At 65.3% G+C, this 23397-nt stretch carries 20 protein-coding genes and 1 riboswitch; of the genes, 6 read left to right on the top strand and 14 right to left on the bottom strand.

From position 1 onward, the window contains the following. Together gap and CFR78_RS06160 are read left to right on the top strand one after the other, a co-directional pair. Positions 1-1023: a type I glyceraldehyde-3-phosphate dehydrogenase gene (gene gap / locus CFR78_RS06165; RefSeq protein WP_034928996.1), complete on the top strand. Its 1023-nt coding sequence runs from the start codon at positions 1-3 to the stop codon at positions 1021-1023. Then, positions 1023-2246, top strand: coding sequence for a phosphoglycerate kinase (locus tag CFR78_RS06160; protein WP_007399016.1), 1224 nt, complete (start codon positions 1023-1025; stop codon positions 2244-2246). The genes gap and CFR78_RS06160 overlap by 1 nt, the downstream gene beginning before the upstream one ends. Positions 2247-2461: 215 nt before the next feature. Here the strand turns inward: CFR78_RS06160 and CFR78_RS06155 are convergent, their stop codons facing one another. The 5 genes from CFR78_RS06155 to CFR78_RS06135 form a co-directional block, all read right to left on the bottom strand. Next, on the bottom strand, positions 2462-3088 hold the full coding sequence (locus CFR78_RS06155; protein WP_034929311.1) for a LysE family translocator: 627 nt from the start codon (positions 3086-3088) through the stop codon (positions 2462-2464). 169 nt (positions 3089-3257) lie between these two features. Then, the gene (gene ftsY / locus CFR78_RS06150) at positions 3258-4259 is read right to left on the bottom strand and encodes a signal recognition particle-docking protein FtsY (protein WP_034928992.1); all 1002 of its coding nucleotides are present in this window, start codon (positions 4257-4259) and stop codon (positions 3258-3260) included. Between the two features lies 1 nt (position 4260). After that, positions 4261-5508 carry a tRNA (N(6)-L-threonylcarbamoyladenosine(37)-C(2))-methylthiotransferase MtaB gene (gene mtaB, locus CFR78_RS06145; protein ID WP_034928989.1) on the bottom strand — a complete coding sequence of 416 codons (1248 nt, stop codon included), beginning with the start codon at positions 5506-5508 and terminating at the stop codon, positions 4261-4263. After that, a complete protein-coding gene (gene dapF / locus CFR78_RS06140; protein WP_034928986.1) occupies positions 5505-6329 on the bottom strand; it encodes a diaminopimelate epimerase in 825 nt (274 codons plus the stop codon). Before dapF ends, mtaB begins: the two co-directional genes overlap by 4 nt. A 73-nt stretch (positions 6330-6402) precedes the next feature. After that, positions 6403-6804 (bottom strand): VOC family protein, encoded by a 402-nt coding sequence (locus tag CFR78_RS06135; protein WP_007399011.1) that lies wholly within the window; start codon positions 6802-6804, stop codon positions 6403-6405. An 87-nt stretch (positions 6805-6891) separates the two neighbouring features. Between CFR78_RS06135 and CFR78_RS06130 the strand changes: the two genes are divergently transcribed. The 3 genes from CFR78_RS06130 to CFR78_RS06120 all read left to right on the top strand — a co-directional run bounded on the left by CFR78_RS06130 (position 6892) and on the right by CFR78_RS06120 (position 10069). Further along, complete coding sequence (locus tag CFR78_RS06130) at positions 6892-7536, top strand: class I SAM-dependent methyltransferase (RefSeq protein WP_007399009.1); 645 nt, start codon at positions 6892-6894, stop codon at positions 7534-7536. Between the two features lie 174 nt (positions 7537-7710). After that, entirely contained in the window at positions 7711-9606 is a 1896-nt protein-coding gene (locus tag CFR78_RS06125; RefSeq protein WP_034928983.1) for a hypothetical protein, read from the top strand. 115 nt (positions 9607-9721) lie between these two features. Further along, positions 9722-10069: a hypothetical protein gene (locus CFR78_RS06120; protein WP_007399006.1), complete on the top strand. Its 348-nt coding sequence runs from the start codon at positions 9722-9724 to the stop codon at positions 10067-10069. A gap of 218 nt (positions 10070-10287) precedes the next feature. On the opposite strand, the gene CFR78_RS06115 is transcribed toward CFR78_RS06120, so the two are convergent. The 6 genes from CFR78_RS06115 to gcvT form a co-directional block, all read right to left on the bottom strand. Continuing rightward, on the bottom strand, positions 10288-11022 hold the full coding sequence (locus tag CFR78_RS06115; RefSeq protein WP_034928980.1) for an ABC transporter ATP-binding protein: 735 nt from the start codon (positions 11020-11022) through the stop codon (positions 10288-10290). Beyond that, positions 11019-12026 carry a FecCD family ABC transporter permease gene (locus CFR78_RS06110; RefSeq protein WP_034928977.1) on the bottom strand — a complete coding sequence of 336 codons (1008 nt, stop codon included), beginning with the start codon at positions 12024-12026 and terminating at the stop codon, positions 11019-11021. The genes CFR78_RS06115 and CFR78_RS06110 overlap by 4 nt, the downstream gene beginning before the upstream one ends. Beyond that, positions 12023-13090, bottom strand: coding sequence for an ABC transporter substrate-binding protein (locus CFR78_RS06105; protein ID WP_051672034.1), 1068 nt, complete (start codon positions 13088-13090; stop codon positions 12023-12025). Before CFR78_RS06105 ends, CFR78_RS06110 begins: the two co-directional genes overlap by 4 nt. 70 nt (positions 13091-13160) lie before the next feature. Continuing rightward, complete coding sequence (gene gcvP / locus CFR78_RS06100) at positions 13161-16055, bottom strand: aminomethyl-transferring glycine dehydrogenase (RefSeq protein ID WP_034928974.1); 2895 nt, start codon at positions 16053-16055, stop codon at positions 13161-13163. Between the two features lie 31 nt (positions 16056-16086). Then, a complete protein-coding gene (gene gcvH / locus CFR78_RS06095) occupies positions 16087-16452 on the bottom strand; it encodes a glycine cleavage system protein GcvH (RefSeq protein ID WP_110581039.1) in 366 nt (121 codons plus the stop codon). A 49-nt stretch (positions 16453-16501) separates the two neighbouring features. Beyond that, the gene (gene gcvT / locus CFR78_RS06090; protein WP_034928968.1) at positions 16502-17635 is read right to left on the bottom strand and encodes a glycine cleavage system aminomethyltransferase GcvT; all 1134 of its coding nucleotides are present in this window, start codon (positions 17633-17635) and stop codon (positions 16502-16504) included. A 252-nt stretch (positions 17636-17887) separates the two neighbouring features. Beyond that, a riboswitch (glycine riboswitch) is annotated at positions 17888-17977 on the bottom strand. A gap of 126 nt (positions 17978-18103) precedes the next feature. Between gcvT and CFR78_RS06085 the strand changes: the two genes are divergently transcribed. Continuing rightward, on the top strand, positions 18104-18415 hold the full coding sequence (locus CFR78_RS06085) for a putative quinol monooxygenase (RefSeq protein ID WP_034928965.1): 312 nt from the start codon (positions 18104-18106) through the stop codon (positions 18413-18415). A 168-nt stretch (positions 18416-18583) separates the two neighbouring features. Here CFR78_RS06085 and speE read toward each other — a convergent pair whose 3' ends face one another. From speE to uvrA, 3 genes are all read right to left on the bottom strand, one after another. Then, positions 18584-19456, bottom strand: coding sequence for a polyamine aminopropyltransferase (speE, locus tag CFR78_RS06080; protein WP_034928962.1), 873 nt, complete (start codon positions 19454-19456; stop codon positions 18584-18586). Positions 19457-19587: 131 nt separating this feature from the next. Further along, positions 19588-20052: an adenosylmethionine decarboxylase gene (gene speD, locus CFR78_RS06075; RefSeq protein WP_034928959.1), complete on the bottom strand. Its 465-nt coding sequence runs from the start codon at positions 20050-20052 to the stop codon at positions 19588-19590. Between the two features lie 159 nt (positions 20053-20211). After that, positions 20212-23247: an excinuclease ABC subunit UvrA gene (uvrA, locus tag CFR78_RS06070; protein WP_034929306.1), complete on the bottom strand. Its 3036-nt coding sequence runs from the start codon at positions 23245-23247 to the stop codon at positions 20212-20214. Positions 23248-23397: the final 150 nt, after the last annotated feature.

Here is a 23397-nt window from a genome sequence, read left to right as displayed (position 1 = left end):
ATGGCTGTTAAAGTCGCAATAAACGGTTTTGGTCGCATTGGTCGCCTCGTGCTGCGTGGCATTATCGAAAGCGGGCGCACGGATGTCGTGCCCGTTGCCATCAATGACCTCGGCAGCGTGGAAGACAACGCACACCTGCTGTCCTATGACAGCGTACACGGCCGGTTCCCCGCCGATGTGAAGGTGAATGGCAACCAGATCATCATCACCGCCAATGGCCGCACCTACGCCCCCATCACCGTCTCGGCCGAGGCCGACCCGACGAAGGTCCCCTTCCAGGGCGTTGATGTGGCCATGGAATGCACCGGCCGCTTCACGGACAAGGAAAAGGCCGCCCAGCTGATCAAGGCGGGCGCGCGCAAGGTAATCGTCTCCGCCCCCGCGTCGGGCGTGGATGCCACCATCGTGTTCGGCGTGAACCAGGATGTGCTGACACCGGACATGACCGTCATCTCCAATGCCTCGTGCACCACCAACTGCCTGGCCCCGGTGGCCAAGGTGCTGGATGACGCATTCGGCATCGAATGCGGCTACATGGTCACCATCCATTCCTATACCGGCGACCAGCGCACGGTGGACACCCTGCACAAGGACCTGCGCCGCGCACGCGGGGCGGCGCTGAACATGATCCCGACCTCCACCGGGGCCGCGCGCGCCGTGGGGCTGGTGCTGCCGCACCTCAAGGGCAAGCTGGACGGCACCGCCATCCGCGTGCCCACCCCCAATGTCTCGCTCGTCTCGCTGGACTTCGTGCCCAAGACCGCCCCCGCTTCCGTCGAGGCGGTGAACGAAGCCGTGCGCAAGGCGTCCGAATCCGGGCCGCTCAAGGGCATCCTTGCCTACAACACGGCACCGCTGGTCAGCACGGATTTCAACCACTCCATCGCGTCCTCCACCTTTGACGCCACCCAGACGGCGGTGATCGATGGGGGCCGGCTGGTGCGCATCTGCAGCTGGTATGACAACGAATGGGGCTTCTCCAACCGCATGGCCGACACGGCCGCCGTGTTCGGGGCACTGTAATGGCCGCCGCTTCATTCAAGACGCTGGACAGCCTTGATGCCACCGGCAAGAAGGTACTCCTGCGCGCCGACCTGAACGTGCCCGTGCGCAACCGGCAGATCACCGATGCGACACGGATCATCCGCCTGCTGCCCACCATACAGGAACTGGCGCAGAAGGGTGCCAGGGTAATCGTGGTCAGTCACTTCGACCGCCCGAAGGGCCAGCGCGTGCCCGAAATGTCGCTTGGCCCCATTGCCGACGCGCTGGGTGACGCGCTGGGCCGCCCGGTCACCTTTGTCGATGACTGCATCGGCCCCAAGGCGCAGCAGGCCGTGGACGCCATGCAGGACGGTGACGTGGTGGTGCTGGAAAACACCCGCTTCTACCCCGGTGAGGAGCAGAACGATCCCGAACTGGCCAAGGGGTTCGCGGCCCTGGCCGATTACTACGTGAACGATGCGTTCTCGGCCGCGCACCGTGCCCATGCCTCGACCGAGGGCGTGGCCCGCCTGCTGCCGTCCTTTGCCGGGCGGCTGATGGAGACGGAACTCAACGCCCTCAACATCGCGCTGGAAAACCCCGCGCGCCCGGTGGGCGCGATCGTGGGGGGGGCCAAGATCTCGACCAAGCTCGACCTGATCGGCAACCTGCTTGAAAAAGTGGACATGCTGATCATCGGCGGGGCCATGGCCAACACCTTCCTTGCCGCGCAGGGCGTGAATGTCGGCCGTTCGCTGCAGGAAGCGGACATGCACGACACCGCGCGCGCCATCATGGCCAAGGCAAGGGAAAAGGGCTGCGAGATCGTCCTGCCGGTCGATGCCGTGACCGCGACCGACTTCCAGGCCAATGTGCCGACCCGCACGGTAGCCATCAGCGCCATCCCGGCCGATGCGATGGTACTGGACGTGGGGCCGGAGACGGTGATGCTGATCAACCAGAAGATCACCACCCTGAAAACCCTGGTCTGGAACGGCCCGCTGGGTGCGTTCGAGATCCCGCCCTTCGATACCGCGACCAATGCCGTGGCAAAGGAGGTGGCAAGGCTGACCGATGCCGGCGTGCTGAAAAGCATTGCCGGTGGCGGGGACACGGTCTCCGCCCTGCGCCATGCGGGGGTGGAAAAGCACATCTCCTACATCTCCAGCGCTGGCGGTGCCTTTCTGGAGTGGCTGGAAGGCAAGACCCTGCCGGGTATCATGGCGCTGGAAAGCGTGTTTGACCGCGCCATGCCGATCTGACCTGCGGCAGGCCGCCCCGGTCCGGAGGAAAAGGGATCACCCCCCCAGGTGGTCCCTTTTTTCATGGCCAGTGTTCATGCCCTCGGGGAGGGTCCGCCATAAGGGCGTCCCGGGTAAGGCTTTTTTCAGAAAGCCTCAGGAAACGTTGCCTTTTTTCAAAAAGCTGACACCAAAAATTTTCATTTCCCATCAATGCGCTTCATTTCATCAGTCTCTCAGCCGCGTGAAAGGCCGAGCCTGAGACCGAAGCCTATGAACACGCATCCGGTCAGCCGGTCCATGGCCCGCATGATGGACGCGCGCCGCAGCAGGCGGCCAAGGGAATGGCCGGTAAACGCCACCAGGACCAGCCACCCGCAGCTCAGGGCCGCCTGCAGGCCCGAAAGCAGGAAAAGGTAAGGCCCTGCCTGCACGTTGCCGGGCACGAACTGCGGCAGGAAGGAAATATAGAAAACCCCCACCTTGGGGTTGAGCAGGTTCTGCAGCATGCCGCGCAGGAAATAACCATGCCGCCCGCCATCCGGCACCGCGCCAGCCGGCTGGCTGCCATCACGGCGGGGAAACAGGAGCATCCTGCCCCCGGCCCATAACAGATAGGCCGCACCCGTTATCCTGATGGCATCAAATGCCGGGCGGGAAGCCGCCAGCAGCGCCCCCAGCCCGGTGGCCACCGCCACACCCCATGCAAGGCAGCCACATACCACGCCAAGGGCCGCCAGCACCGCTTTTTCCCGCCCTGCCGTGGTGGCCGTGCGCAGCACCAGCGCGGTATCCAGTCCCGGCGTAATGGCCATGACAAACGCGGTGAGCGCGAAGGAAAGAAGGGATTGCGATATCGTCATGATCATGCCTCCAGACCTGCCTGTCAGGGTGCGCGGATACGGAACAAAGGTTTCCGGGCGCCACTTTTCCCCAAAAAGGCGGCGTTCCCCGAAGCTTTTTGAAAAAAGCTTCGCCAAAAACTTCCCTCTGCCCTGCCACGCACTTCTGGGCGCGTTGTCAGGCCGTCCCTCAGCCCTGATGCGGGGGCTGCTCGCTGCCCGCCGCCTGTCCGTCGGGTGCGGACTGCGCGTCATCACGCTCGATGACTTTTATGCTGTCGCCCACCAGCCCCCTGGCAAACGCCTCGGCGGAGAAGGGACGCAGGTCGTCCGCCTGCTCGCCCACGCCCACCAGATGCACCGGCAGGCCGAACGCATCGGCCAGCGCCACCACAATGCCGCCGCGGGCCGAGCCATCCAGCTTGGTCACGATCAGCCCGGTCACGTTGACCAGTTCCTTGAACACCCGCACCTGTTCCACCGCGTTCTGCCCGGTGGTGGCATCCAGCACCAGCAGCACGGAATGGGGTGCTGTTTCGTCAAACTTGCGCATGACGCGGATGATCTTGGCCAGTTCCTCCATCAGCGCGCTCTTGTTGTGCAGGCGGCCGGCCGTATCAACCAGCAGCAGGTCGGCCTGTTCCGCCGTGGCACGCTTGAGCGCCTCGAACGCCAGCCCCGCCGCATCGGCATTGGGCCTGCCCGCGATCACGGGCGCCCCCGTGCGCTCGCCCCATACCTGCAACTGCTCGACGGCTGCGGCGCGGAAGGTATCGCCCGCCACCATCATCACCTTCTTGCCCTGCTCCCCATAAAAGCGGGCCATCTTGCCGATGGTGGTGGTCTTGCCCGTGCCGTTCACCCCCACCACAAGCACCACATGCGGCTTGTGCTTCGGATCAGGTTCAAACGGAATGGCGACGGGCTGGAGGATATTGGCAATCTCCTCCGCCAGGGCGGCGCGCACTTCCTCATCCGTCACTTCCTTGCCGAATTTGGCGCGGCGGAAGGAGTCGATCACCTTTTCGGCCACGCTGGGACCCAGGTCGGCGGAGATCAGCAGGTCCTCAAGTTCCTCCAGCGCCTCGTCATCCAGCTTGCGCCGGGTGAACACGGCGGTAATGCCGCCGCTGAGTTTCTGGGTGGAGCGGGACAGTCCCGCCTTGAGCCGTGAGAAGAAGCCAAGAGCCATATCAGAGAATTTCCGCAACCAGTCCGTTATCGTCAACCGCCACCGGCCGCACCGTCTCGATGCGCCCGGCCACGGACACCGCGCCGTCCACCAGCCTGACGGGGGCAAATTCCTCGGAATGGCCCGCCGTGTCCGTTTCCATCAATACGCGCAGGGATTGCCCCAGCAGGCGGGTATGGAAGGCCCGCGCCGCCTCCGCCCCCGCGGCCCGCAGCCGGGCCGCGCGTTCCCTGCGCGCGGGTACCGCAATGGCGGGCATGCGGGCCGCGGGCGTGCCCGGCCGCTCACTATAGGGAAAGACATGCAGGTAGGGCAGTGCGTTGTCCCGTACAAAAGCGAGTGTCTGCGCGAACAGTTTCTCATCCTCGGTCGGGAAACCGGCGATGATGTCCGCCCCGATGCCGATCCCGGGCCGCAGCGCCCGCGCCCGCGCCACCACACCTGCCGCATCCGCTGTCAGATGCCGGCGCTTCATGCGCTTGAGGATGATGTCACTCCCCGCCTGCAGCGACAGGTGCAGATAGGGCATGAAGCGCGGCTCGGCTTCCAGCAGCTTCCAGATATCCTCATCAATTTCCACCGGATCGACCGAGGACAGGCGCAGCCGCTCCAGTTCCGGCACCAGGGCAAGCAGCCTGCGGCACAGCTGCCCCAGCAGCGGCCTGCCCGGCAGGTCACCGCCCCATGAAGTGATGTCCACCCCCGTCAGCACCACTTCGCGGTAGCCGGACTGCACAAGGGCGCGCACCTGTTCCACCACCGCACCGACCGGCACCGAGCGTGACGGCCCACGCCCGAAGGGGATGATGCAGAAGGTGCAGCGATGGTCACAGCCCTGCTGCACCTCCACGAACGCACGGGTGCGGCCGGCGAACTCGGTCACCAGATGGGGTGCTGTCTCGCGCGCGGCCATGATGTCGGACACGGCATTGCCTTCACCCAGCGCCATCTCGCTCCAGCTTGCGGCCTCCAGCTTTTCACGGTTGCCCAGCACGCGGGTCACACCGGGCAGGGCCGCCCAGCGTTCGGGGTCGATCTGGGCGGCGCAGCCGGTTACCACAATGCGCGCGTCAGGGCGTTCGCGATGGGCGCGGCGCACGGCCTGGCGCGCCTGTCGCTCCGCCTCGCCCGTCACCGCGCAGGTGTTCACGATCACCACATTGTCCAGCCCTGCGGCATGGCTGCGCATCACCTCGCTCTCATAGGTGTTGAGGCGGCAGCCGAAGGTCAGGATTTCCGGCTTCTTCATCGGGGGTAGTCTTCCGGGCTGAACGTGCCGGTAAAGCTGGTGGTGGCCGGGCCGGTCATGAGCACATGGCCATCATCGCCACGCCATGTGATTTCCAGCTTGCCCCCGTCCATTTCCACCGTGCAGGTACGGTCCACCAGCCCGCGCCGCACGGCGTTGACCACGGCGGCGCACGCGCCCGAACCGCAGGCCCGCGTCAGCCCGCTGCCGCGTTCCCACACCCGCAGGCGCATGGACCCGCGCGACGTGACATGCGCAAGGCCAATGTTGGCGCGCTGGGGGAACAGGGGGTGGTGTTCCAGTTCCGGCCCCGCAACACACGGGTCCATGCCGTCGGGCGCGGGCAGGAAGAACGTGGCGTGCGGGTTGCCCATGGAGACGGCGGCCGGGTCACCCGTTATGGGCAGGTGCAGCGTGTCCATGGCTTCGGCCAGCGGCACATCGGCCCAGCCCTGCGCGGGCACGCCCATGTCCACCGTTACCACGCCCGGGCGCACAAGGGTGGCGGACAGCACGCCCGCGCGCGTCTGCAGCCCGACCTGCGCCCGCCCGCTCTCCCGCGCCACAAGGTCGGCCACGCAGCGTGAGGCATTGCCGCACGCGCCGGATTCCGAACCATCGGCATTGAAGAAGCGTACGAACACATCCGCCCCTTCGGCGCAGGCCGGGCGCAGGGTCACGAACTGGTCACAGCCAATGCCCGTATGCCGGTCACACAGGGCGGCGATACGCGCGGGTGTAAGATCATGGCGATGGGTGCGTTCATCCACCACCACGAAGTCATTGCCAAGCCCGTGCATCTTGAGAAAACCGGTCATCATCCGTCCTGTATAAGGCCAAGCCGCCCCCGTTTGCGAGCGGGATGGCACCACAGGCGCCCGCTTGCAAGCCCGATCAGACAAAACGCCCCGGCCTGCCGCGCTGCAGGACCTCGATCCGGTAGCCGTCGGGGTCGGTCACGAAGAAGAACCGGCCCACGAACCGCTCCCCGCACGACATGTCCTTCACCGCAAGCGGTGACAGGCCCGCGGCGGTAAGGCGTGCATGTTCCGCGTCCACATCCGCAACCGACACCGCCAGATGGCCATAGCCATCCCCCAGGTCATAGGGCGCGGTCCGGTCGTGGTTTACGGTCAGTTCCAGTTCGAATGTCTGTTCGTCATTGGACAGGTAGATAAGGGTAAAGGTGTCAAAAACAAGCCTGTCGGCCACCGTCAGGCCAAAGGCCGTTTCATAAAAGGCAAGGCTTGCCGCCGCGTCACGCACGCGGATCATGGAATGGATCATGCGGGCCATCTGTTTTTCTCCTGTCACACATGCGCGGGCGCATGATAATACGCCCTCCAATCGGGCGTTGTTTCATCTGTACTGTCTGGCACATCCATGAATGACCTGCACGGGTTCCACCCGCAATCCTTTACTGCCGCATCGGGGGAATCCGACACGGCATTCTATTCGCGCAGACCCGCCGGCCCCATGCTGGACCAGGGCGCGCAGGCCGCCATCACCGCGCTGTACCGCACCCTGCTGCCCGAGGGCGGCGACATCCTTGACCTTATGGCCGGTCCCGACAGCCACCTGCCGCCCGATATGGAATTCGGCAGCGTGATCGGCATTGGCGTGAATGCCCAGGCGCTGGACAGCAACACCCGCCTGACCGACCGCGTGGTGGAAGACCTGAACGAGACCCCCGAACTGCCGCTGGCCGATGAAAGCATGGATGCCGTGCTGCTTTGCGACGTGGCCCCCTACCTGCGCCAGCCCGTGGCCCTGCTGCGCGAGGCAGCCCGCGTGCTGCAGCCCGGCGGCCTGATCATCCTGACATCCGGCACGCGCTTCATACCGCACAAGGCCACCGCCCTGTGGCAGGCGCTGGATGAAACCGACCGCCGCCGCATGCTGGAAACCCTGCTGGCGCGCGCGGGTTTTGGCCCGGTGGACAACGGCACCGTCACCCCCGCGCCAGAGGACCTGTTCTGGCACGACGCGGTCCATGCCATGACCGCCCGCCGCCCGGATGTCGTGTAACACCACGTCATGTAACGCCACCACGCGGGGCTGCCCACGGCCCCGGACAGGAAGAATGGACGGGACGGGCCATGGACCCGGGCATTCTTAAAAGAAAATATTATTTACCTGTTTATCCGGAAATGTTTTGACATATATAGTCTGAAACCTAACCGTGGGGCCTCCTGACCTTAAATGCGGATTCCGTCCTTTTCCATGCATCGGCGCGCCAGCATTGCAGGCATGCTGATGGTGTGTTCCTTCCTGGCACCCGCATGCGCGGCATGGGCCGATGATGATCCGGAATCGCTGGATATCATGGAACGCCAGATGGAACATCTGCAGCAGCAGCAGATGGCGCTCCAGAACGATCTCATGGCCATGCGCCAGCAGATCGCCCGTCACCGCGCCCAGACGGGGGGCAGCAGCGCGGCCACGGGCCATCCGCTGCAGGTCACCGGGTCGGGCGGGCATGTGCGTGGCGGCTGGGTACCCAGCGAAGGCCATGCCACCGCCATGAGTGTGGCCGGCACCGGGGCGGAGATGGAAACACGCGGGCGCATGCCGCATATCGGTGGCCGTTCCGCCCCCGCCACGTTCGAACCCGTTGACCAGCCGACGCTGGAATCCGTCGTAGCCCACCGGGAGGAAGACCTGATCTCCCACATGGCCAACAACAATGTCGGCCCCCACAACCGCGAGACGGTGGGCGCGCAGTCCGCCGGCGCGCTGGGCAGCAAGGTGTTCCACCTTGGTCCCGTCTCCATCATCCTGGGCGGGTTCTTCGATGCGGCGGCGCTGGTGGAAAACCGGCAGGTCTCGTCTGGCATATTCAATTACTGGAATGCCATTCCCTTCCGTGACAGCTCGAACTTCCACACCACGAACTTCAATGGGGATGCGCGGTATTCGCGCTTCTCGCTCATGGCGCGCGGGCAGCTCAATCCGCACCTGACCGTGGCGGGATTCGTGGAAACCGATTTTGGCGCCAGTGCCGAGACCACCAACCCGTATGAGAGCAATTCCTATGTGCCCCGCCTGCGGCAGGCCTATCTGACACTGGATGATTCGCGCGCGAATACGCATTTCCTGATCGGTCAGGCCTGGACCATGCTCACGCCTGACCGCGTGGGCATCGTGCCCCGTCAGGAAAGCCTGCCCGAAACCATCGAATCCTCCATCCTGGCGGGCCAGACCTGGTCGCGGCAGTGGCAGGTGCGCATTGTCAAGGACTACCTGCAGCACCGGCTGTGGACGGGCCTGTCCATCGAGAATCCGGCCACGATCTATGACACCACCGGCTTTGGCGATGACCTGGGCAATGGTGAATACGCCCTGCCCAACGGGGGGTATGCCAAGATCGGGTCCAACGGCGTGGGGCTGAGCAGCGCCACCACCAACTATTCCAACGAAATAGCGCCCGACGTGATCGGCAAACTGGCATGGGACCCCCACTGGGGCCATTACGAAGTGGAAGGCGTGGTCCACTTCCCGCATGACCGTTCGGTCATAAACGGCGTGGGTGAAAACCATACCGCCGTTGCCTGGGGCGTTGGCGGATCGATGATCCTGCCGGTCATCCCGCACCGGCTGGAAGTGCGGCTGGCGGGGCTTACGGGGCGGGGCATCGGGCGCTACGGTTCGGTGCTGCTGCCCGATGCGACACTGCGTGCCAACGGCGCGCCGGCCCTGCTGTCCTCGGCCCAGACCACGGCTGGCGTGATCGCGCACCCCAACAAGATGCTCGACGTATACGGCTATTTCGGCATGCAGCGTTCGGGCCGCAGCTATTTTGACGAAGGCGGCAATGCCTATGGCTATGGCAACCCGCTGGCGGACAATACCGGGTGCATGACGGAGGGCTCGGACCTCAACACCGCGGCACTGGGCGGCTGCACCGCCAACATCCGCTCGGTGGAGGAGTTTACCATCGGTGCCTGGTACCGCTTCATCCACGGGCAGTACGGCACGGTGCAGGCGGGCACGCAGCTGGCCTATTCGCGCGTGCATACATGGGGTGGCATGGGGGGCGCGCCCACCACCAGCCTGAGCGAGATCTTCTTCGACTTCCGCTACCTGCCCTTCCAGTAAGGGCATCCCGCGCCGGGGCGGGATATTGCGTCGCGCCGGGAAAAGGAGGATGGTGACCCCGCTATGGGGAACGAGGGAAGGGCCTGCGCTCATGTCAATCAGGTTGCGGCGGTGGATGGTGTGGGGGTGGCTGTGCGTGGGCCTGATGCCCGGCGTAGCACTGGCTGAAGGTGGCCATGCCGACGCAGGCAACGAAGACCCCGGCGAGGCCTCGCAGCGCCATGCCTCCATGCACCAGCTTTCCAAGCGGCCGCCCCTGCCCCGGCTACACATGGATTACAGCCAGTACCGCTATATTCCGCACGGCGACAGGATAAAGGAACAGCCGGACCTGAACCGCCTGCTGTTCTGGACACCCACGGGGGAACCGGATGGCTATGCCGAAAAACGCGGCACCGCCATCCTGTATTATGACCGCACGGGCAAGGCCGTGCGCGTCGACACCAACCCCATGGGGCGCTAGGCGCGCCAGTCCGGCCGCCTGATGAAAAACGATAAAAGTTTCTGGGTGCCGCCTTTTTTCGAAGCTTTTGCAAAAAGCCTCACCAGAAACTTCCTTTTCTTTTAAAGCGCCATCATGCGCTGACTTATCAGACAGTCTCTAGACGTTTCTGATTACCGTCTTTTTTCAACAGGGCGGCATGCCTTGAAACTTCCTGAAAAAGCGTCCCCGGATGATTTTCAGATCGGGGCATAAAGCCGCTCCAGCATGGCGGGACCAAGCAGGGCGGCCGCCGGGCCATCCGCCATGACGTGCCCATGGCGCAGCAGGATGGCGCGGTCAAATACACAGGCTGCCTGGATCGGGTCATGCGTGGTGGCGATAACGGCATGCCCCTGTCCCGCCAGCCTGCGCAGCAGGACATACAGCCGCTGCTTCTGCCCGTAATCCAGCCCGGTTTCCGGTTCATCCAGCACAAGGATGGCCGCCCCCTGCGCCAGGGCGCGCGCCAGCAGCACGGCCTGCCGCTCGCCCCCCGAAAGGTCGGTATAGGCCCGGTCCGCCAGATGGGTAATGGCCAGTGCCCCCAGCGCATGGGCCACCGCATCACGATCGGCTTCCCGCAGGCGGGGGGCAAAGGGGGTTTCCGCCAGCCGCCCCATGCCCACGATGTCCCGCACGCTGTAGGGAAACAGCGGCACATGCCCCTGCGGCACATAGGCGATACGGCGCGCGATCTCGCGCCGCGACCAGGTGGCCATGGGCCGGCCTTCCAGCCAGACCTGCCCGCTGCCGGGCGGCACAAGGCCCAGCAGCAGGCGCAGGAGCGTGGTCTTGCCCGCGCCATTCGGCCCCAGCAGGGCCACAAGTTCACCCCGGTTTATGGAAAAGGACAGATCATGCAGCACCCCCCGCCTGCCACGGTGAAAGCCCGCATGGTCCATACGCAGCAGGGCACCGGCCCCGCCGCTCATGCCCGCCACCCCCGCCGCAGCAGCGGCAGCACCGCCATGAACACCACCACCCCCAGCAGGTCGGCAATCAGGCCCACGGGGATTTCCTCGGCCGAGAGGGTGCGCGCCAGGTCATCGCAGGCCAGCAGGAACATCGCGCCAATACACGCGCTGACCGGCAGCACCCGCATGTTGCACGGCCCCACCAGCAGGCGCGCCACATGCGGCACCACCAGGCCAACCCAGCCAATCATGCCCGCGACCGATACGGTCAGCGCCGCCAGCACCGTGGCGCCACCAATCACCCCATAACGCAGCGCCACGACCGGAATGCCCAGCGTGCGCGCTTCCTCATCCCCCATGGCCAGCCCGTCCAGCATCCGGCCACAGGCGGACAGCAGCACGATTCCCGCCGCCACCGGCCCGGCCAGCACGCCCAATGCCCCCGGTGTGACCTGTGTCAGGCTGCCCAGCAGCCAGAACACGATATCGGGCAGCTGGTTCTGCGGGTCCGCCACGTATTTGAGCAGCGACAGCAATGCGGTGAACAGCGCCGAACTGATCAGCCCGCCAAAGACCAGCATCATCATCGAAGTCGCATCGAAGACCTGCGCAATCCCCACGCCCACGCCCACGGCCACCAGCCCGCCAAGGAAGGACAGACCGACCACGCCCCCATGACCCAGATTCCACACAATGCCCAGCGCGGCCCCGGTGCCTGCCCCCGCCAGCACGCCCAGCAGCCCGGGCGAGACCAGCGGGTTGCGGAACACGGCCTGATACGCCGCCCCCGCCACCGACAGTGCCGCCCCCACGCACACCGCCCCGCCAATACGCGGCAGGCGCGCGCCGAACAGGATGGTATGCACCATCTCCGCCCCGCCGCCAGTGGCCTGCGGGGCCAGCAGTGCCTGCAGCACCTGCCCCGCAGGCAGCGCAAGCCGCCCGACACAGGCCGAAACCAGCACCAGGACCAGCAGCCCCCCGCTGCACAGCCCCCCCACCAGCAGCGCGCGCAGGCTCACGGATGCGTACCGGACGGGGCCTGCGGCAGGGGCTGGGGCGGTTGGGCGGCAAGGATCTGCTGCGCCTGTGCCGTGCTCAGGTCATAATGGAACCAGGTGCGGTAGAAATCCCGCGTCATGGCCACGGGATCAAGATCGGTAAACAGTTCGGGATGCAGGGTCTTTGCCGCCCAGCGGATCTGGAGCGGCAGTTCGCTGCCATACCGGTCCCATGTAAACACACCGGAGGGGTTCTGGTGCACATGCCCCGCCCGCACCGCGCGCAGGTGCTGCCATGTCGGCTGCATGCCGGCATCAGGCTGGCCGCTATCGGGGCCAAGGATGATCACATCCGGGTCCCATGCCGCCACCTGTTCGATGGAGACGGGCTTCATGTTCCCGCTCACACCCGTTGCCGCATTGCGGCCACCGGCAAGCGTGATCCATTCATCCACAATACTGTCCGCCCCATCCACACGCAGCGGGTGGAGCGACTGCACATGCAGCACACGGGGCCGTGCCGCCGCCGTGACATGCGCAAGGCGGTCGCGCACGTCATTGACGGTCTGCATCATCATCTGGCGGTAACGGGTGGCGGTATCGTGCGCCTGTGGGGTGCCCAGCGCCGTTGCGGTCATATCTACCACCCGCAGCAGCCCGTCCACATCACGGAACGAAGCGACAAGGGTCGGCACGCCTACACCACGGAAAGCCGTGATGGTGGCCGTGGCATCCGGCACGAAGACCAGATCGACCCTGTCCTGCAACAGGGCCTCGGCATTGACCTGTGGCCCGTTGACGGCACGCGCCTGAAACAGCGCGGGAAAGACGGTATACATCCACGGCCGCGCCTGCGGGCGGTCCACGGTCATGACAACCTGGCCCGCGCCCCCCAGCATGAGCACCAGCTCGTTATGGGCAAACCACAGATCGGCAATCCGTGCCGGGTGGTCCGGCACGGACTGGGTGGTGCCCGCCATGTCGGTCACGTCCCGCGCCATGGCGGACGGGATGGCGGCCATACCAGCCGCAAGGAAGCAGGCCAGCGCCCCGATTCCCGCACGCCCCTTGACCCAGTCCACCATGCTGCCCCCCTATTGGTCCATATTATATCGTGTCAGATATATACATGAACCACGGGGGCGCAATCAGTCCCTAGTCGGCATAGGTACTCATATCGGGGCATGAGCAGACAAGATTGCGATCGCCATAGGCATTATCCAGCCGGTTGACGGGCGACCAGTATTTGCTGGCGGGGTGCACGCCGCCCGGCAGGCAGGCGGCCGCGCGGTCATAGGACCGTGACCAGTCCGGGTCGGTCAGGTCGCGCACGGTGTGCGGGGCGTGGCGCAGCGGGCTGTCCTCAATGGTCAGCGCGCCTTTTTCCACCGCATCGATTTCCGCGCGGATGGCGATCATCGCATCACAGAAACGGTCCAGCTCGGCCCGGCTTTCGGATTCCGTCGGCTCGATCATGAACGTGCCCGCAACGGGAAAGCTGACGGTAGGCGCATGGAAACCGTGGTCGATCAGGCGCTTGGCAATATCATCCACCGTCACCCCGGTCGCATCCTTGAGCGGCCGCAGGTCCAGGATGCATTCATGCGCCACCCGCCCGTTCGCCCCCCGGTAGAGCACCGGGTAATGATCCGACAGGCGGGCGGCGATGTAGTTGGAGTTCAGGATCGCGACCTCGGTCGCGCGCTTCAGCCCCGCATCGCCCATCATGACCATATACATCCATGAGATGGGCAGCACATCGGCGGAGCCGAAGGGGGCTGCGGAAATGGCATTGTCCCCCCCAAGCTGCGGCGCGCCCGGCAGGTAGGGCGCCAGATGCGCGCCCACACCGATCGGCCCCATGCCGGGACCACCGCCGCCATGGGGAATGCAGAAGGTCTTGTGCAGGTTGAAGTGGCTGACATCGCCGCCATACACGCCCGGCTGCGCAAGGCCGACCTGCGCGTTCAGGTTGGCGCCATCCACGTAAACCTGCCCGCCCGCCGCGTGCACCAGTTCACAGATCTCGCGCACGTTCTCCTCGAACACGCCGTGGGTGGAGGGATAGGTAATCATGATGGCGGCAAGCTGGTCGGCGTGTTTCGCAATCCTGGCCTTCAGGTCCGCCACATCCACGTTGCCCTGCGCGTCACATGCCACAACCACCACCTTCATCCCCGCCATCTGGGCGGAAGCGGGGTTGGTGCCGTGCGCGGAGGCCGGGATCAGGCACACGTCACGCCCCATGTCACCACGCGCGCGATGGTAGCCGCGAATGGCCATAAGCCCCGCGAATTCCCCCTGCGCACCGGAATTGGGCTGGAGCGAGACCGCCGCATACCCGCTGATCCGGCACAGCATGCGCTCCAGGTCGGCAAACAGGCGGGTATAGCCGCGCATCTGGTCGGCCGGGGCAAAGGGATGGATGTCACAGAATTCAGGCCAGGTGATCGGCAGCATTTCCGCCGTGGCGTTGAGCTTCATGGTGCATGAACCCAGCGGGATCATGGAACGGTCCAGCGCCAGGTCACGATCGGCCAGGCGGCGCAGGTAGCGCAGCATGTCGGTCTCGGACCGGCAGGCGGAAAAGACCGGCTGCGCCAGCAGGCCGCCGGTACGGGCCAGATCGGCGGGAATGGTGCCGGCCACATCCCCAAGGCCAGATTCGATGGCCGGCACACGCGCGGCATCACCACTCACGCTGGCCCATACGGCACGGACGGTTTCAGGCGTGGTGGTCTCGTCAAGGCTTATGCCCACATGGGCATCATCCACCCGGCGCAGGTTCATGCCCGCCGCCAGCGCCCGCGCCATGACCGCATCGGTACCGGCACCCGTGTTGAGCGTAATCGTGTCAAAAAACGCCTGTGTCACCACATCCACACCCAGCGCACGCAGCCCGGCGGCAAGGATGCAGGCCAGCCGGTGCACGCGGGTTGCAATGGCCTTCAGCCCCACCGGCCCGTGATAGAGCGCATACATGGAAGAGACGATGGCCGGCAGCGCCTGGGCGGTGCAGATGTTCGAGGTCGCCTTCTCGCGCCGTATGTGCTGCTCGCGCGTCTGGAGCGCCAGGCGGTAGGCGGGCCTGCCGCGCGAATCGATGGACACGCCCACGATCCGGCCGGGAATGTTGCGGCGGAACGCATCGCGCACCGCCATATAGGCCGCATGCGGCCCGCCCGCCCCCATGGGCATGCCGTAACGCTGCATGGAACCCACCGCAATATCCGCCCCCAGTGCGCCGGGGCTTTGCAGCAGCATGAGCGCCAGCGGGTCGGCGCACAGGGCGGCCACCGCACCGGCAGCGTGCAGTGCCGCGATCCAGCCACGCGGGTCACGGATCTGACCTGATGAGCCGGGATACTGGAACACCGCGCCAAACACGGCCGCCGCATCCAGATCGGTCGCGGGGTCGCCCACCACGACCTGCCAGCCCATCGGCTCGGCCCGGGTGCGGATGACCGCGATGGTCTGCGGATGGCAGTCGGCATCGACAAAGAAGGCGCTGGCCTTGCTCTTTGCCACGCGGCGCGCCATGGCCATGGCCTCGGCGGCGGCCGTGCCTTCATCCAGCAGGGACGCGTTGGCCACGTCCAGCCCGGTCAGTTCGATGACCAGTGTCTGGAAATTGAGCAGCGCTTCCAGCCGCCCCTGGCTGATCTCAGGCTGATAGGGGGTATAGGCCGTGTACCAGGCCGGGTTTTCCAGCACGTTGCGCTGGATCACGCCGGGCAGGATGGTGCCGTAATAGCCCTGCCCGATAAGGGAGGTCAGCACCCGGTTCCCGCGCGCGATGGCCCGCAGGCGCTCCAGCGCCACGGGTTCGGACACGCCCGCGCCCAGACCCATCGCATCATTCAGGCGGATGCTGCCCGGCACGGTCTGCGCCATCAGGCCGTCAAGCGTGTCGGCCCCCACCACGCGCAGCATGTCGGCCACGTCACGCGCATCGGGGCCGACATGCCGGGTACAGAACGCCCCGCCATCATCACCCACATCATGCCACAGGGAAGAAGAACCACGGGAGGAAGACGTCACGGCCAGCATACTCCGTAAAGGCGGGACAGAAGGGAAAAGATCAGCCAACCAGCGCGATATAGGTGGCGTGGTCCAGCAGGCCCTCAAGCTGGGCGGCATCGGCCACGGTCATGCGCACGATCCAGCCCTCGCCTTCGGGGTCACGGTTGACCAGCGCCGCGTCATCGGTCAGCGCATCGTTGAAGGCCAGCACATCACCCGTGACCGGGGCATAGATGTCCGACGCCGCCTTGACGGATTCAACCACGGCAACACTGTCGCCCTGCTCCACCGTGGTGCCGGGGTCACGGGCTTCGGCAAAGACCAGTTCGCCCAGTTCATTCGCCGCATGCGCCGTAATGCCCACCACCGCGACATCACCTTCGACGCGCAGCCACTCATGTTCCTTCGTGTAATAGACAGTCATTTCATTTCCTCCATTGTGCCTGAATTACGGGCTGAAAAACGGGACGCCCCTAGCGTTTGAACGTGGGGGCCACAAACGGCAGGGCACTGACCTGCACGGGCAGCAGCCGCCCGCGCACGGCGGCAAAAAGCCGCGTGCCCACACCCGCGTGGTCGGCCGCGACATACCCCATGGCCACGGGACCGCCCGCGCTGGGACCGAACGCGCCAGAGGTGACGCGGCCCACGGGCTGCGCGCCGGCTTCATCGGCAAACAGGTCGGTGCCGCCCCGCACCGGTGCACGGCCTTCGGCGCGCAGGCCCACGCGGCGGCGCGTGGTGCCATCGGCCAGCTGGTCGGCCACGATGGCGGCACCGGGATACCCCCCCGCGCGCACGCCGCCGGGTTTGCGGCTTTTCTGGATGGACCATTCAAGGGCGGCCTCGACCGGGGTCGTGGTCAGGTCGATATCGGACCCATACAGGCACAGCCCGGCCTCCAGCCGCAGGCTGTCACGCGCGCCAAGACCGGCGGGGGCGACATCGGGGCAGGCCAGCAGGGCGCGGGCCACCGTGAGGGCATCGCCACTGGCCATGCCGATCTCGTAACCATCCTCCCCCGTGTAACCCGAGCGCGAGATGATGCAGGCCACACCTGCAAGCTCCATCTCCACCACATCCATGAAACGCATTCCGGCGGCCCTGGGGTTGAGGCTGGCAAGGGCTGCCTCCGCCGCCGGTCCCTGCAGTGCCATCAGCGCACGGCCATCCAGCATCTCCACCGTGCAGGTCTGTGCAAGGGCCGCGTGCACATGGGCGAAATCCGCCTGCTTGCAGGCGGCATTGACCACCAGCAGCAGCCATTCCCCCATATTGGCGACCATCAGGTCATCGCTTATGCCGCCATCGGGCGTGGTGAACAGGGCATAGCGCTGGCGGCCGGGCCTGAGCGCCACGATATCGGCGGGCACCAGCGTTTCCAGCGCGCGGGCGGCATCCGTGTTCCGGCCGGATTTCGGGCGGATGCGGACCTGACCCATGTGCGAGACATCGAACAGCCCCGCTTTGGCACGGGTATGCAGGTGCTCGGCCATGACACCGGCGGGATACTGCACCGGCATGTCGTAGCCTGCGAATGGCACCATGCGGGCGCCAAGTTCAATGTGCAGGTCGTATAACGGGGTACGCAGCAATGGCTGGTTCATGCGGGCAGGGCCTTGTGCGGGTCCGCATGCGCGCAGGCAACCCCACATGCAGGGCACGCGGGCGACATGGCACGATACGCGCCAGCGGAACGGGGGTGGGGAAACACGGGCGGTACGGGGGCAGGCAACGGCGTGGACATGCGGGACTCCTGTCGAATCCGTAAGGACCCTGAAGTGCCCCTTCTGTCGCATGTGCCTGAGATCGCTATCCCGTCGGCGGGCATCCCTTGCGGGCTGCCTCTTTCCAGAAGTCTTGTTCGACCGGTCCTTTGGCCTGAGAGTTTCCGGGGCGGTTGCTCCTTCGGCGCCAGCGCTGGGCTGGTCTCTCCCGTATCGACACTCCCGACTTGACATGACCCGCCGGGCCAAGTCAATCCATGAAAAGCGCCCCACGGCACAACGGCATGGCCCGTGCCCCACCGGCAATACGTTCTGACGACGCAACACAAACCCGAGGATGATCCAGCCATGACCACAAGCCCGCTGACCATCGTGGCCGAATTCCGCATTCCGGCCGGAAACCGCGCGCATTTCCTTGAACTCTGCGCCTATGACAGCGCGCATTCCGTAGCGGATGAGAAAGGCTGCCAGCGCTTTGAGGCCATAAGCCCGCTGGATGATCCGCAGACCGTCATCCTGGTGGAAGTATATGATGACGAAGAGGCGTTCGAGGCGCATCTCGCCACCCCGCATTTCAAGGTTTTCGAAACCGGGGTGAAGGAACTGGATGCTGAACTGGTCAGCCTGCGCAAGGCCGCGCGCATGGCGCCCGTTGCCTGAACGGCCGGATCACGGCAGATGCCAGAAAGGCCGGGGAGCGGACTGCTCCCCGGCCTTTTTCATGCCGTCCTGTCTGGTGCCCCATGCCGGGGGCCGTGTGGAACAGCCCGCCCGGAAGGCTTGCGGGAACGCCGCCTTACTGAAATAAAGGGCGGCACCCCAAAACCCTTATTTCTTATCAGCCTGCGGCAGGTTGCGGGCAATGTAGGGCGGCAGGACGAAGGCTGCGGCATGCATCTCCGGCGTCCAGTAGCGTGTATCCTTTATGCCCGCCTTTTCCGCGCGCGCACGGATCACATCCACCGCCTGCCGGCCCGGCACGCAGCCCTTGGCGGCAACGCCCAGCGTCATGAAACCACCAACATAGGTGGGCACCGCCGCGACATAGGCGGATACATGGTCAAAGAACCGCGCGCGCCGCACGCTGGTGTCGCGCAGTTCATCGGCCTGCATGAAGGGCACGCCGCACTGGTTCACGATAATGCCGCGGGCGCTGAGGATGCGCGCGCAGTTTTCGTAAAACGAGTCGGTAAACAGCACCTCTCCCACGCCAATCGGGTCGGTGCTGTCCACGATGATCACGTCAAACGACCCATCGGCGGCGTTGGTGACGTATTCAATCCCGTCGCCCACGATCACTTCGGCACGCGGGCTGGTCCAGGCATCGCCCGCGATGGCGGGCAGGAACTTCTTGGACAGGTCGATCACGTCGCCATCGATCTCGACCATCACCGCCTTTTCCACCGTGGCGTGTTCCAGCACGCGGCGCAGCACGCCACCGTCACCGGCCCCGATGATCAGTACGCGCTTCGCATCGCCATGCTCCAGCAGGGGCACATGGGTCAGCATTTCCTGATAGACGAATTCATCACGTTCCGTGATCTGGACCACGCCATCAAGCATCAGCACGCGGCCAAGATCGACGTTCTCGAACACGGCAATATCCTGGAACGCGCTTTTGGTGCGCGCCAGCATCCGGTCCACACGCAGTTCCTGCCGCCAGCCTTCGTACAGGCCCTCGCTGATCCACTCACGGGACATTGCGATCCCCTTTCCGTCCTAATCAGTGCACATGAAAAAGCACGGGCCGGAAATCAATCCGGCCCGATACTTCGTATACCTTGTAAAAGACAGGCCGGGACGCCACATGGCCATGCCCCGGCCACAGCCGCCTAAAGCTGCACGCGCCCGCGGCGCTGTTCATCCACCTCGATCCGGCCCGCCTGGAACAGGCGCTGCATGACCGGGATCGCAAGATGCGGATCACAGGCGCCACACATGAAAATATCCACGGCGGCAAAGTTGCGCTCGGGCCATGTGTGGATGGAAATATGGCTTTCCGCCAGCACCACGACACCCGACACGCCGCCATTGGGCGTGAAATGATGGAAGTGGCTGTGCAGGATCGTAGCCCCGGCCGTCACGGCGGCCTCACACAGGGTACGGTCGATCTGCGCGGGATCATCAAGATTCCGGGCATCCCAAAGATCGACAAGAAGATGCGTTCCCGCAAACTTCATCCCGTCTTTTTCGACAAAATAATCTTTCCGGTCGTCCTCGGACGAAAACGGCGCTGAAGAGATCTGGTTATTGCTCGGGTGTTCCGAGACCATCCCCAGTTGAGCAAGTGCGTTCATCACGTACCCCCAAACCAGTAGACAGCCTGTTGGGCAAGATTGCCCCCTTGGGCCAAGAAAAGCGCTGATAGAGCCAGTGGCCCGCGCAGTGCAAGTGTTTTCAGCATGATGGGGCAAGTTTTTTTGCCCCCTTCATGCCACCTCGGCGCAAACTGGCGTCTATTTTGCCCCTTTACGGCCGGTTTTCGCGGCTTTCGCCGGTTTTGCGGGCTTTTTCGCGCTGGCGGCCGCCCTGGGTGCCGTGGCTTTTTTGCGGCGGGGCGCGGGCGGGGCCGGGTCCGGCACCGGCACCAGCGGCCGGTTTTCCAGCAGCGGGCGCAGGAATCGCCCGGTGTGGCTGTCCGGGCTTGCCGCCACGTCCTCCGGCGTGCCGCAGGCGACAATCCGGCCACCGCCGTCCCCCCCTTCCGGCCCCATGTCGATGACCCAGTCCGCCGTCTTGATGACCTCGAGGTTATGCTCGATCACCACGACCGTGTTGCCCTGGTCCACCAGCGCATGCAGCACTTCCAGCAGCTTGCGCACATCCTCGGTATGCAGGCCGGTGGTGGGTTCATCAAGGATGTAGAGCGTGCGGCCCGTGGCCCGGCGCGCCAGTTCCTTGGACAGCTTGACACGCTGCGCCTCACCACCCGACAGCGTGGTCGCCTGCTGGCCAAGGGCCACGTAACCCAGCCCCACCTTCTGCAATATGGCCAGCCGGTCACGGATGCGCGGCACGGCGGAGAAATAGGGCAGCGCCTCATCCACCGACATGGCCAGCACATCGGCAATCGACTTGCCCCGGAACTTCACGTCCAGCGTCTCGCGGTTGTAGCGGGCCCCCTTGCAGGTATCGCAGGTGACGAACACGTCGGGCAGGAAGTGCATCTCGATCTTCAGCACCCCGTCACCCTGACACGCCTCGCACCGCCCCCCCTTGACGTTGAAGGAGAAGCGGCCCGGCCTGTAGCCGCGCGCCTTGCTTTCGGGCAGTTCGGCAAACCAGTCCCGGATGGGGCCGAACAGGTCGGTATAGGTGGCGGGATTGGAACGCGGCGTGCGGCCGATGGGGGACTGGTCGATATCGATGATCTTGTCCAGCTGCTCCAGCCCGTCGATGGCCACATAGGGCGCCGGGTTCTGCCCCGACCCCATAAGCCGGCGCGACAGGGCCTTGTACAGCGTGTCGATCACCAGCGTGGACTTGCCGCCACCCGAAACCCCGGTGACACAGGTAAAGGTGCCCAGCGGGAATCGGGCCGTCACGTCCTTGAGGTTGTTGCCCGTTGCCCCGCGCAGCACCAGTTCGCGCTCCGGGTCGATTTTCCGGCGTTTTTCCGGAACGGGAATGCACCTGCGGCCCGACAGGTAATCCCCCGTCAGGCTGTCGGGATTGGCCGCGACTTCCGCGGGCGTGCCCGCCGCGACAACATTGCCGCCATTCACGCCCGCCCCCGGCCCCATGTCGATCAGCCAGTCGGCGGCGCGGATCGCGTCCTCGTCATGCTCGACCACGATCAGGGTGTTGCCCAGCTTCTTCAGCCGGTCCAGCGTGCCCAGCAGGCGTTCGTTATCGCGCTGGTGCAGCCCGATGGAAGGCTCGTCCAGCACATACAGCACGCCGGTCAGGCCGGACCCGATCTGGCTGGCCAGGCGGATGCGCTGGCTCTCGCCCCCCGAAAGCGTGGCCGACCCGCGTGAGAGCGTGAGGTAATCCAGCCCCACATCATCAAGGAAGCGCAGCCGGTCCAGAATCTCACGCAATATGCGGTGCGCGATTTCAGCACGCTGGGGGGTGAGCGTCGCCTCCACCGTGCCAAACCAGTCCAGCGCCCTGCGAATCGGCATGTCGGATGCCTGGGCGATGTTCAGCCCCGCGACCTTTACCGAAAGCGCCTCCGGCCGCAGGCGCGCGCCATGGCAGACATGGCAGGGCTTTTCCGACTGGTAGCGCGAGAGTTCCTCGCGCACCCATACGCTGTCGGTTTCCGCCATGCGGCGGCGCAGGTTGGTCACCACGCCCTCGAACGGCTTGGTCAGGCTGTAGGCGCGCCGGTCGTCACGGTACGTGAACTCGATCGGGTCCCTGCCCCCTTCAAGGATCACGTCGCGCACGCCTGCGGGCAGGTCTTCCCACGGTGTGTCCATCGACACGCCGTAATGCTTCGCTATGGAAGCCAGAGTCCGGGTGTAGTACGGGCTCTGGCTGTTGCGCCATGGCGCGATGGCCCCGGCACCCAGCGAGAGCGAGTCGTCGGGCACGATCAGGCGCGGGTCGAAAAAGGTTTCCTGCCCGATCCCGTCACAGGCCGGGCATGCGCCCTGCGGCGCGTTGAAGGAGAACAGGCGGGGTTCCACCTCTTCCAGCGTAAAGCCGCTGACCGGGCAGGCGAAGCGGGAGGAAAAGACCGTGCGCGGCGCCTCCCCGCCCTCGGGCAGGGTCTTCACCACCTCTTCGGCATAGACCAGCCCGTCGGACAGGCCGAGTGCGGTCTCGAAGCTGTCGGCCAGCCGGCTTTCAATGCCTTCCTTGACCACGATGCGGTCCACCACCGCTTCCACCGTGTGGCGCAGGCGGCGGTTGAGTTCGGGTACCTCGTCAATCGTGTACAGCGTGCCGTCCACCTTGGCGCGGGTGAAGCCCCTGCGCTGGAGTTCGGCCAGTTCCTTCTTGCATTCGCCCTTGCGGTCGCGCAGCACCGGGGCCAGCAGCATCAGCCGCGTGCCCTCGGGCATGGCCATGACACGATCGACCATCTGGCTGATCGTCTGCGCCTCGATCGGCAGGCCGGTGGCGGGTGAATACGGCACGCCCGCGCGCGCCCAGAGCAGGCGCATGTAGTCATGCACCTCCGTCACCGTGCCGACGGTGGAGCGGGGATTCTTCGATGTGGTCTTCTGCTCGATGGAGATGGCAGGCGACAGCCCCTCGATCGAATCGACATCCGGCTTGCCCATCAGTTCCAGGAACTGGCGGGCATAGGCCGACAGGCTTTCCACATAGCGGCGCTGGCCTTCGGCATAGATGGTATCGAACGCAAGCGACGACTTGCCCGAACCCGACAGGCCGGTCATGACCGTCAGCGCATCGCGCGGGATGTCCACATCCACATTTTTCAGGTTGTGCGCACGCGCGCCCCGCACGCGGATGGACTGCTGGCTGACATGCTGGCCCGCCGGAACCTTCTGCCCCGGACGTGAAGAAACGTTCATGAACTCTCCCTGTTCCGCCCCCGCGCGGGGGAGCCGGATGCCGGCCGCCATTGTCGGCCTGTCCTGATATCTGGTCCCGTCCGTCCATGACGACAAGGGTTGCACGGCCGGCCCGCATACCGTCCTGACACAACGCACCCTGTGCGGGTA

The sequence above is a fragment of the Komagataeibacter rhaeticus genome, assembly GCF_003207855.1.
Taxonomy (GTDB): domain Bacteria; phylum Pseudomonadota; class Alphaproteobacteria; order Acetobacterales; family Acetobacteraceae; genus Komagataeibacter; species Komagataeibacter rhaeticus.
This window is presented reverse-complemented; position numbering and strand designations above follow the sequence as displayed.

What these genes read in the sequence shown, in the direction of transcription:
- CFR78_RS06085 (WP_034928965.1), top strand. Translation starts at nt 18,104, where the DNA reads ATGACCACAAGCCCGCTGACCATCGTGGCCGAATTCCGCATTCCGGCC.
- CFR78_RS06155 (WP_034929311.1), bottom strand. Translation starts at nt 3,088, where the DNA reads ATGACGATATCGCAATCCCTTCTTTCCTTCGCGCTCACCGCGTTTGTC.
- CFR78_RS06125 (WP_034928983.1), top strand. Translation starts at nt 7,711, where the DNA reads ATGCGGATTCCGTCCTTTTCCATGCATCGGCGCGCCAGCATTGCAGGC.
- CFR78_RS06105 (WP_051672034.1), bottom strand. Translation starts at nt 13,090, where the DNA reads ATGGTGGACTGGGTCAAGGGGCGTGCGGGAATCGGGGCGCTGGCCTGC.
- dapF (WP_034928986.1), bottom strand. Translation starts at nt 6,329, where the DNA reads ATGATGACCGGTTTTCTCAAGATGCACGGGCTTGGCAATGACTTCGTG.
- CFR78_RS06120 (WP_007399006.1), top strand. Translation starts at nt 9,722, where the DNA reads ATGGTGTGGGGGTGGCTGTGCGTGGGCCTGATGCCCGGCGTAGCACTG.
- mtaB (WP_034928989.1), bottom strand. Translation starts at nt 5,508, where the DNA reads ATGAAGAAGCCGGAAATCCTGACCTTCGGCTGCCGCCTCAACACCTAT.
- gcvT (WP_034928968.1), bottom strand. Translation starts at nt 17,635, where the DNA reads ATGAACCAGCCATTGCTGCGTACCCCGTTATACGACCTGCACATTGAA.
- gap (WP_034928996.1), top strand. Translation starts at nt 1, where the DNA reads ATGGCTGTTAAAGTCGCAATAAACGGTTTTGGTCGCATTGGTCGCCTC.
- gcvH (WP_110581039.1), bottom strand. Translation starts at nt 16,452, where the DNA reads ATGACTGTCTATTACACGAAGGAACATGAGTGGCTGCGCGTCGAAGGT.
- speD (WP_034928959.1), bottom strand. Translation starts at nt 20,052, where the DNA reads ATGAACGCACTTGCTCAACTGGGGATGGTCTCGGAACACCCGAGCAAT.
- uvrA (WP_034929306.1), bottom strand. Translation starts at nt 23,247, where the DNA reads ATGAACGTTTCTTCACGTCCGGGGCAGAAGGTTCCGGCGGGCCAGCAT.
- CFR78_RS06135 (WP_007399011.1), bottom strand. Translation starts at nt 6,804, where the DNA reads ATGGCCCGCATGATCCATTCCATGATCCGCGTGCGTGACGCGGCGGCA.
- speE (WP_034928962.1), bottom strand. Translation starts at nt 19,456, where the DNA reads ATGTCCCGTGAGTGGATCAGCGAGGGCCTGTACGAAGGCTGGCGGCAG.
- gcvP (WP_034928974.1), bottom strand. Translation starts at nt 16,055, where the DNA reads ATGCTGGCCGTGACGTCTTCCTCCCGTGGTTCTTCTTCCCTGTGGCAT.
- CFR78_RS06115 (WP_034928980.1), bottom strand. Translation starts at nt 11,022, where the DNA reads ATGAGCGGCGGGGCCGGTGCCCTGCTGCGTATGGACCATGCGGGCTTT.
- CFR78_RS06160 (WP_007399016.1), top strand. Translation starts at nt 1,023, where the DNA reads ATGGCCGCCGCTTCATTCAAGACGCTGGACAGCCTTGATGCCACCGGC.
- CFR78_RS06130 (WP_007399009.1), top strand. Translation starts at nt 6,892, where the DNA reads ATGAATGACCTGCACGGGTTCCACCCGCAATCCTTTACTGCCGCATCG.
- ftsY (WP_034928992.1), bottom strand. Translation starts at nt 4,259, where the DNA reads ATGGCTCTTGGCTTCTTCTCACGGCTCAAGGCGGGACTGTCCCGCTCC.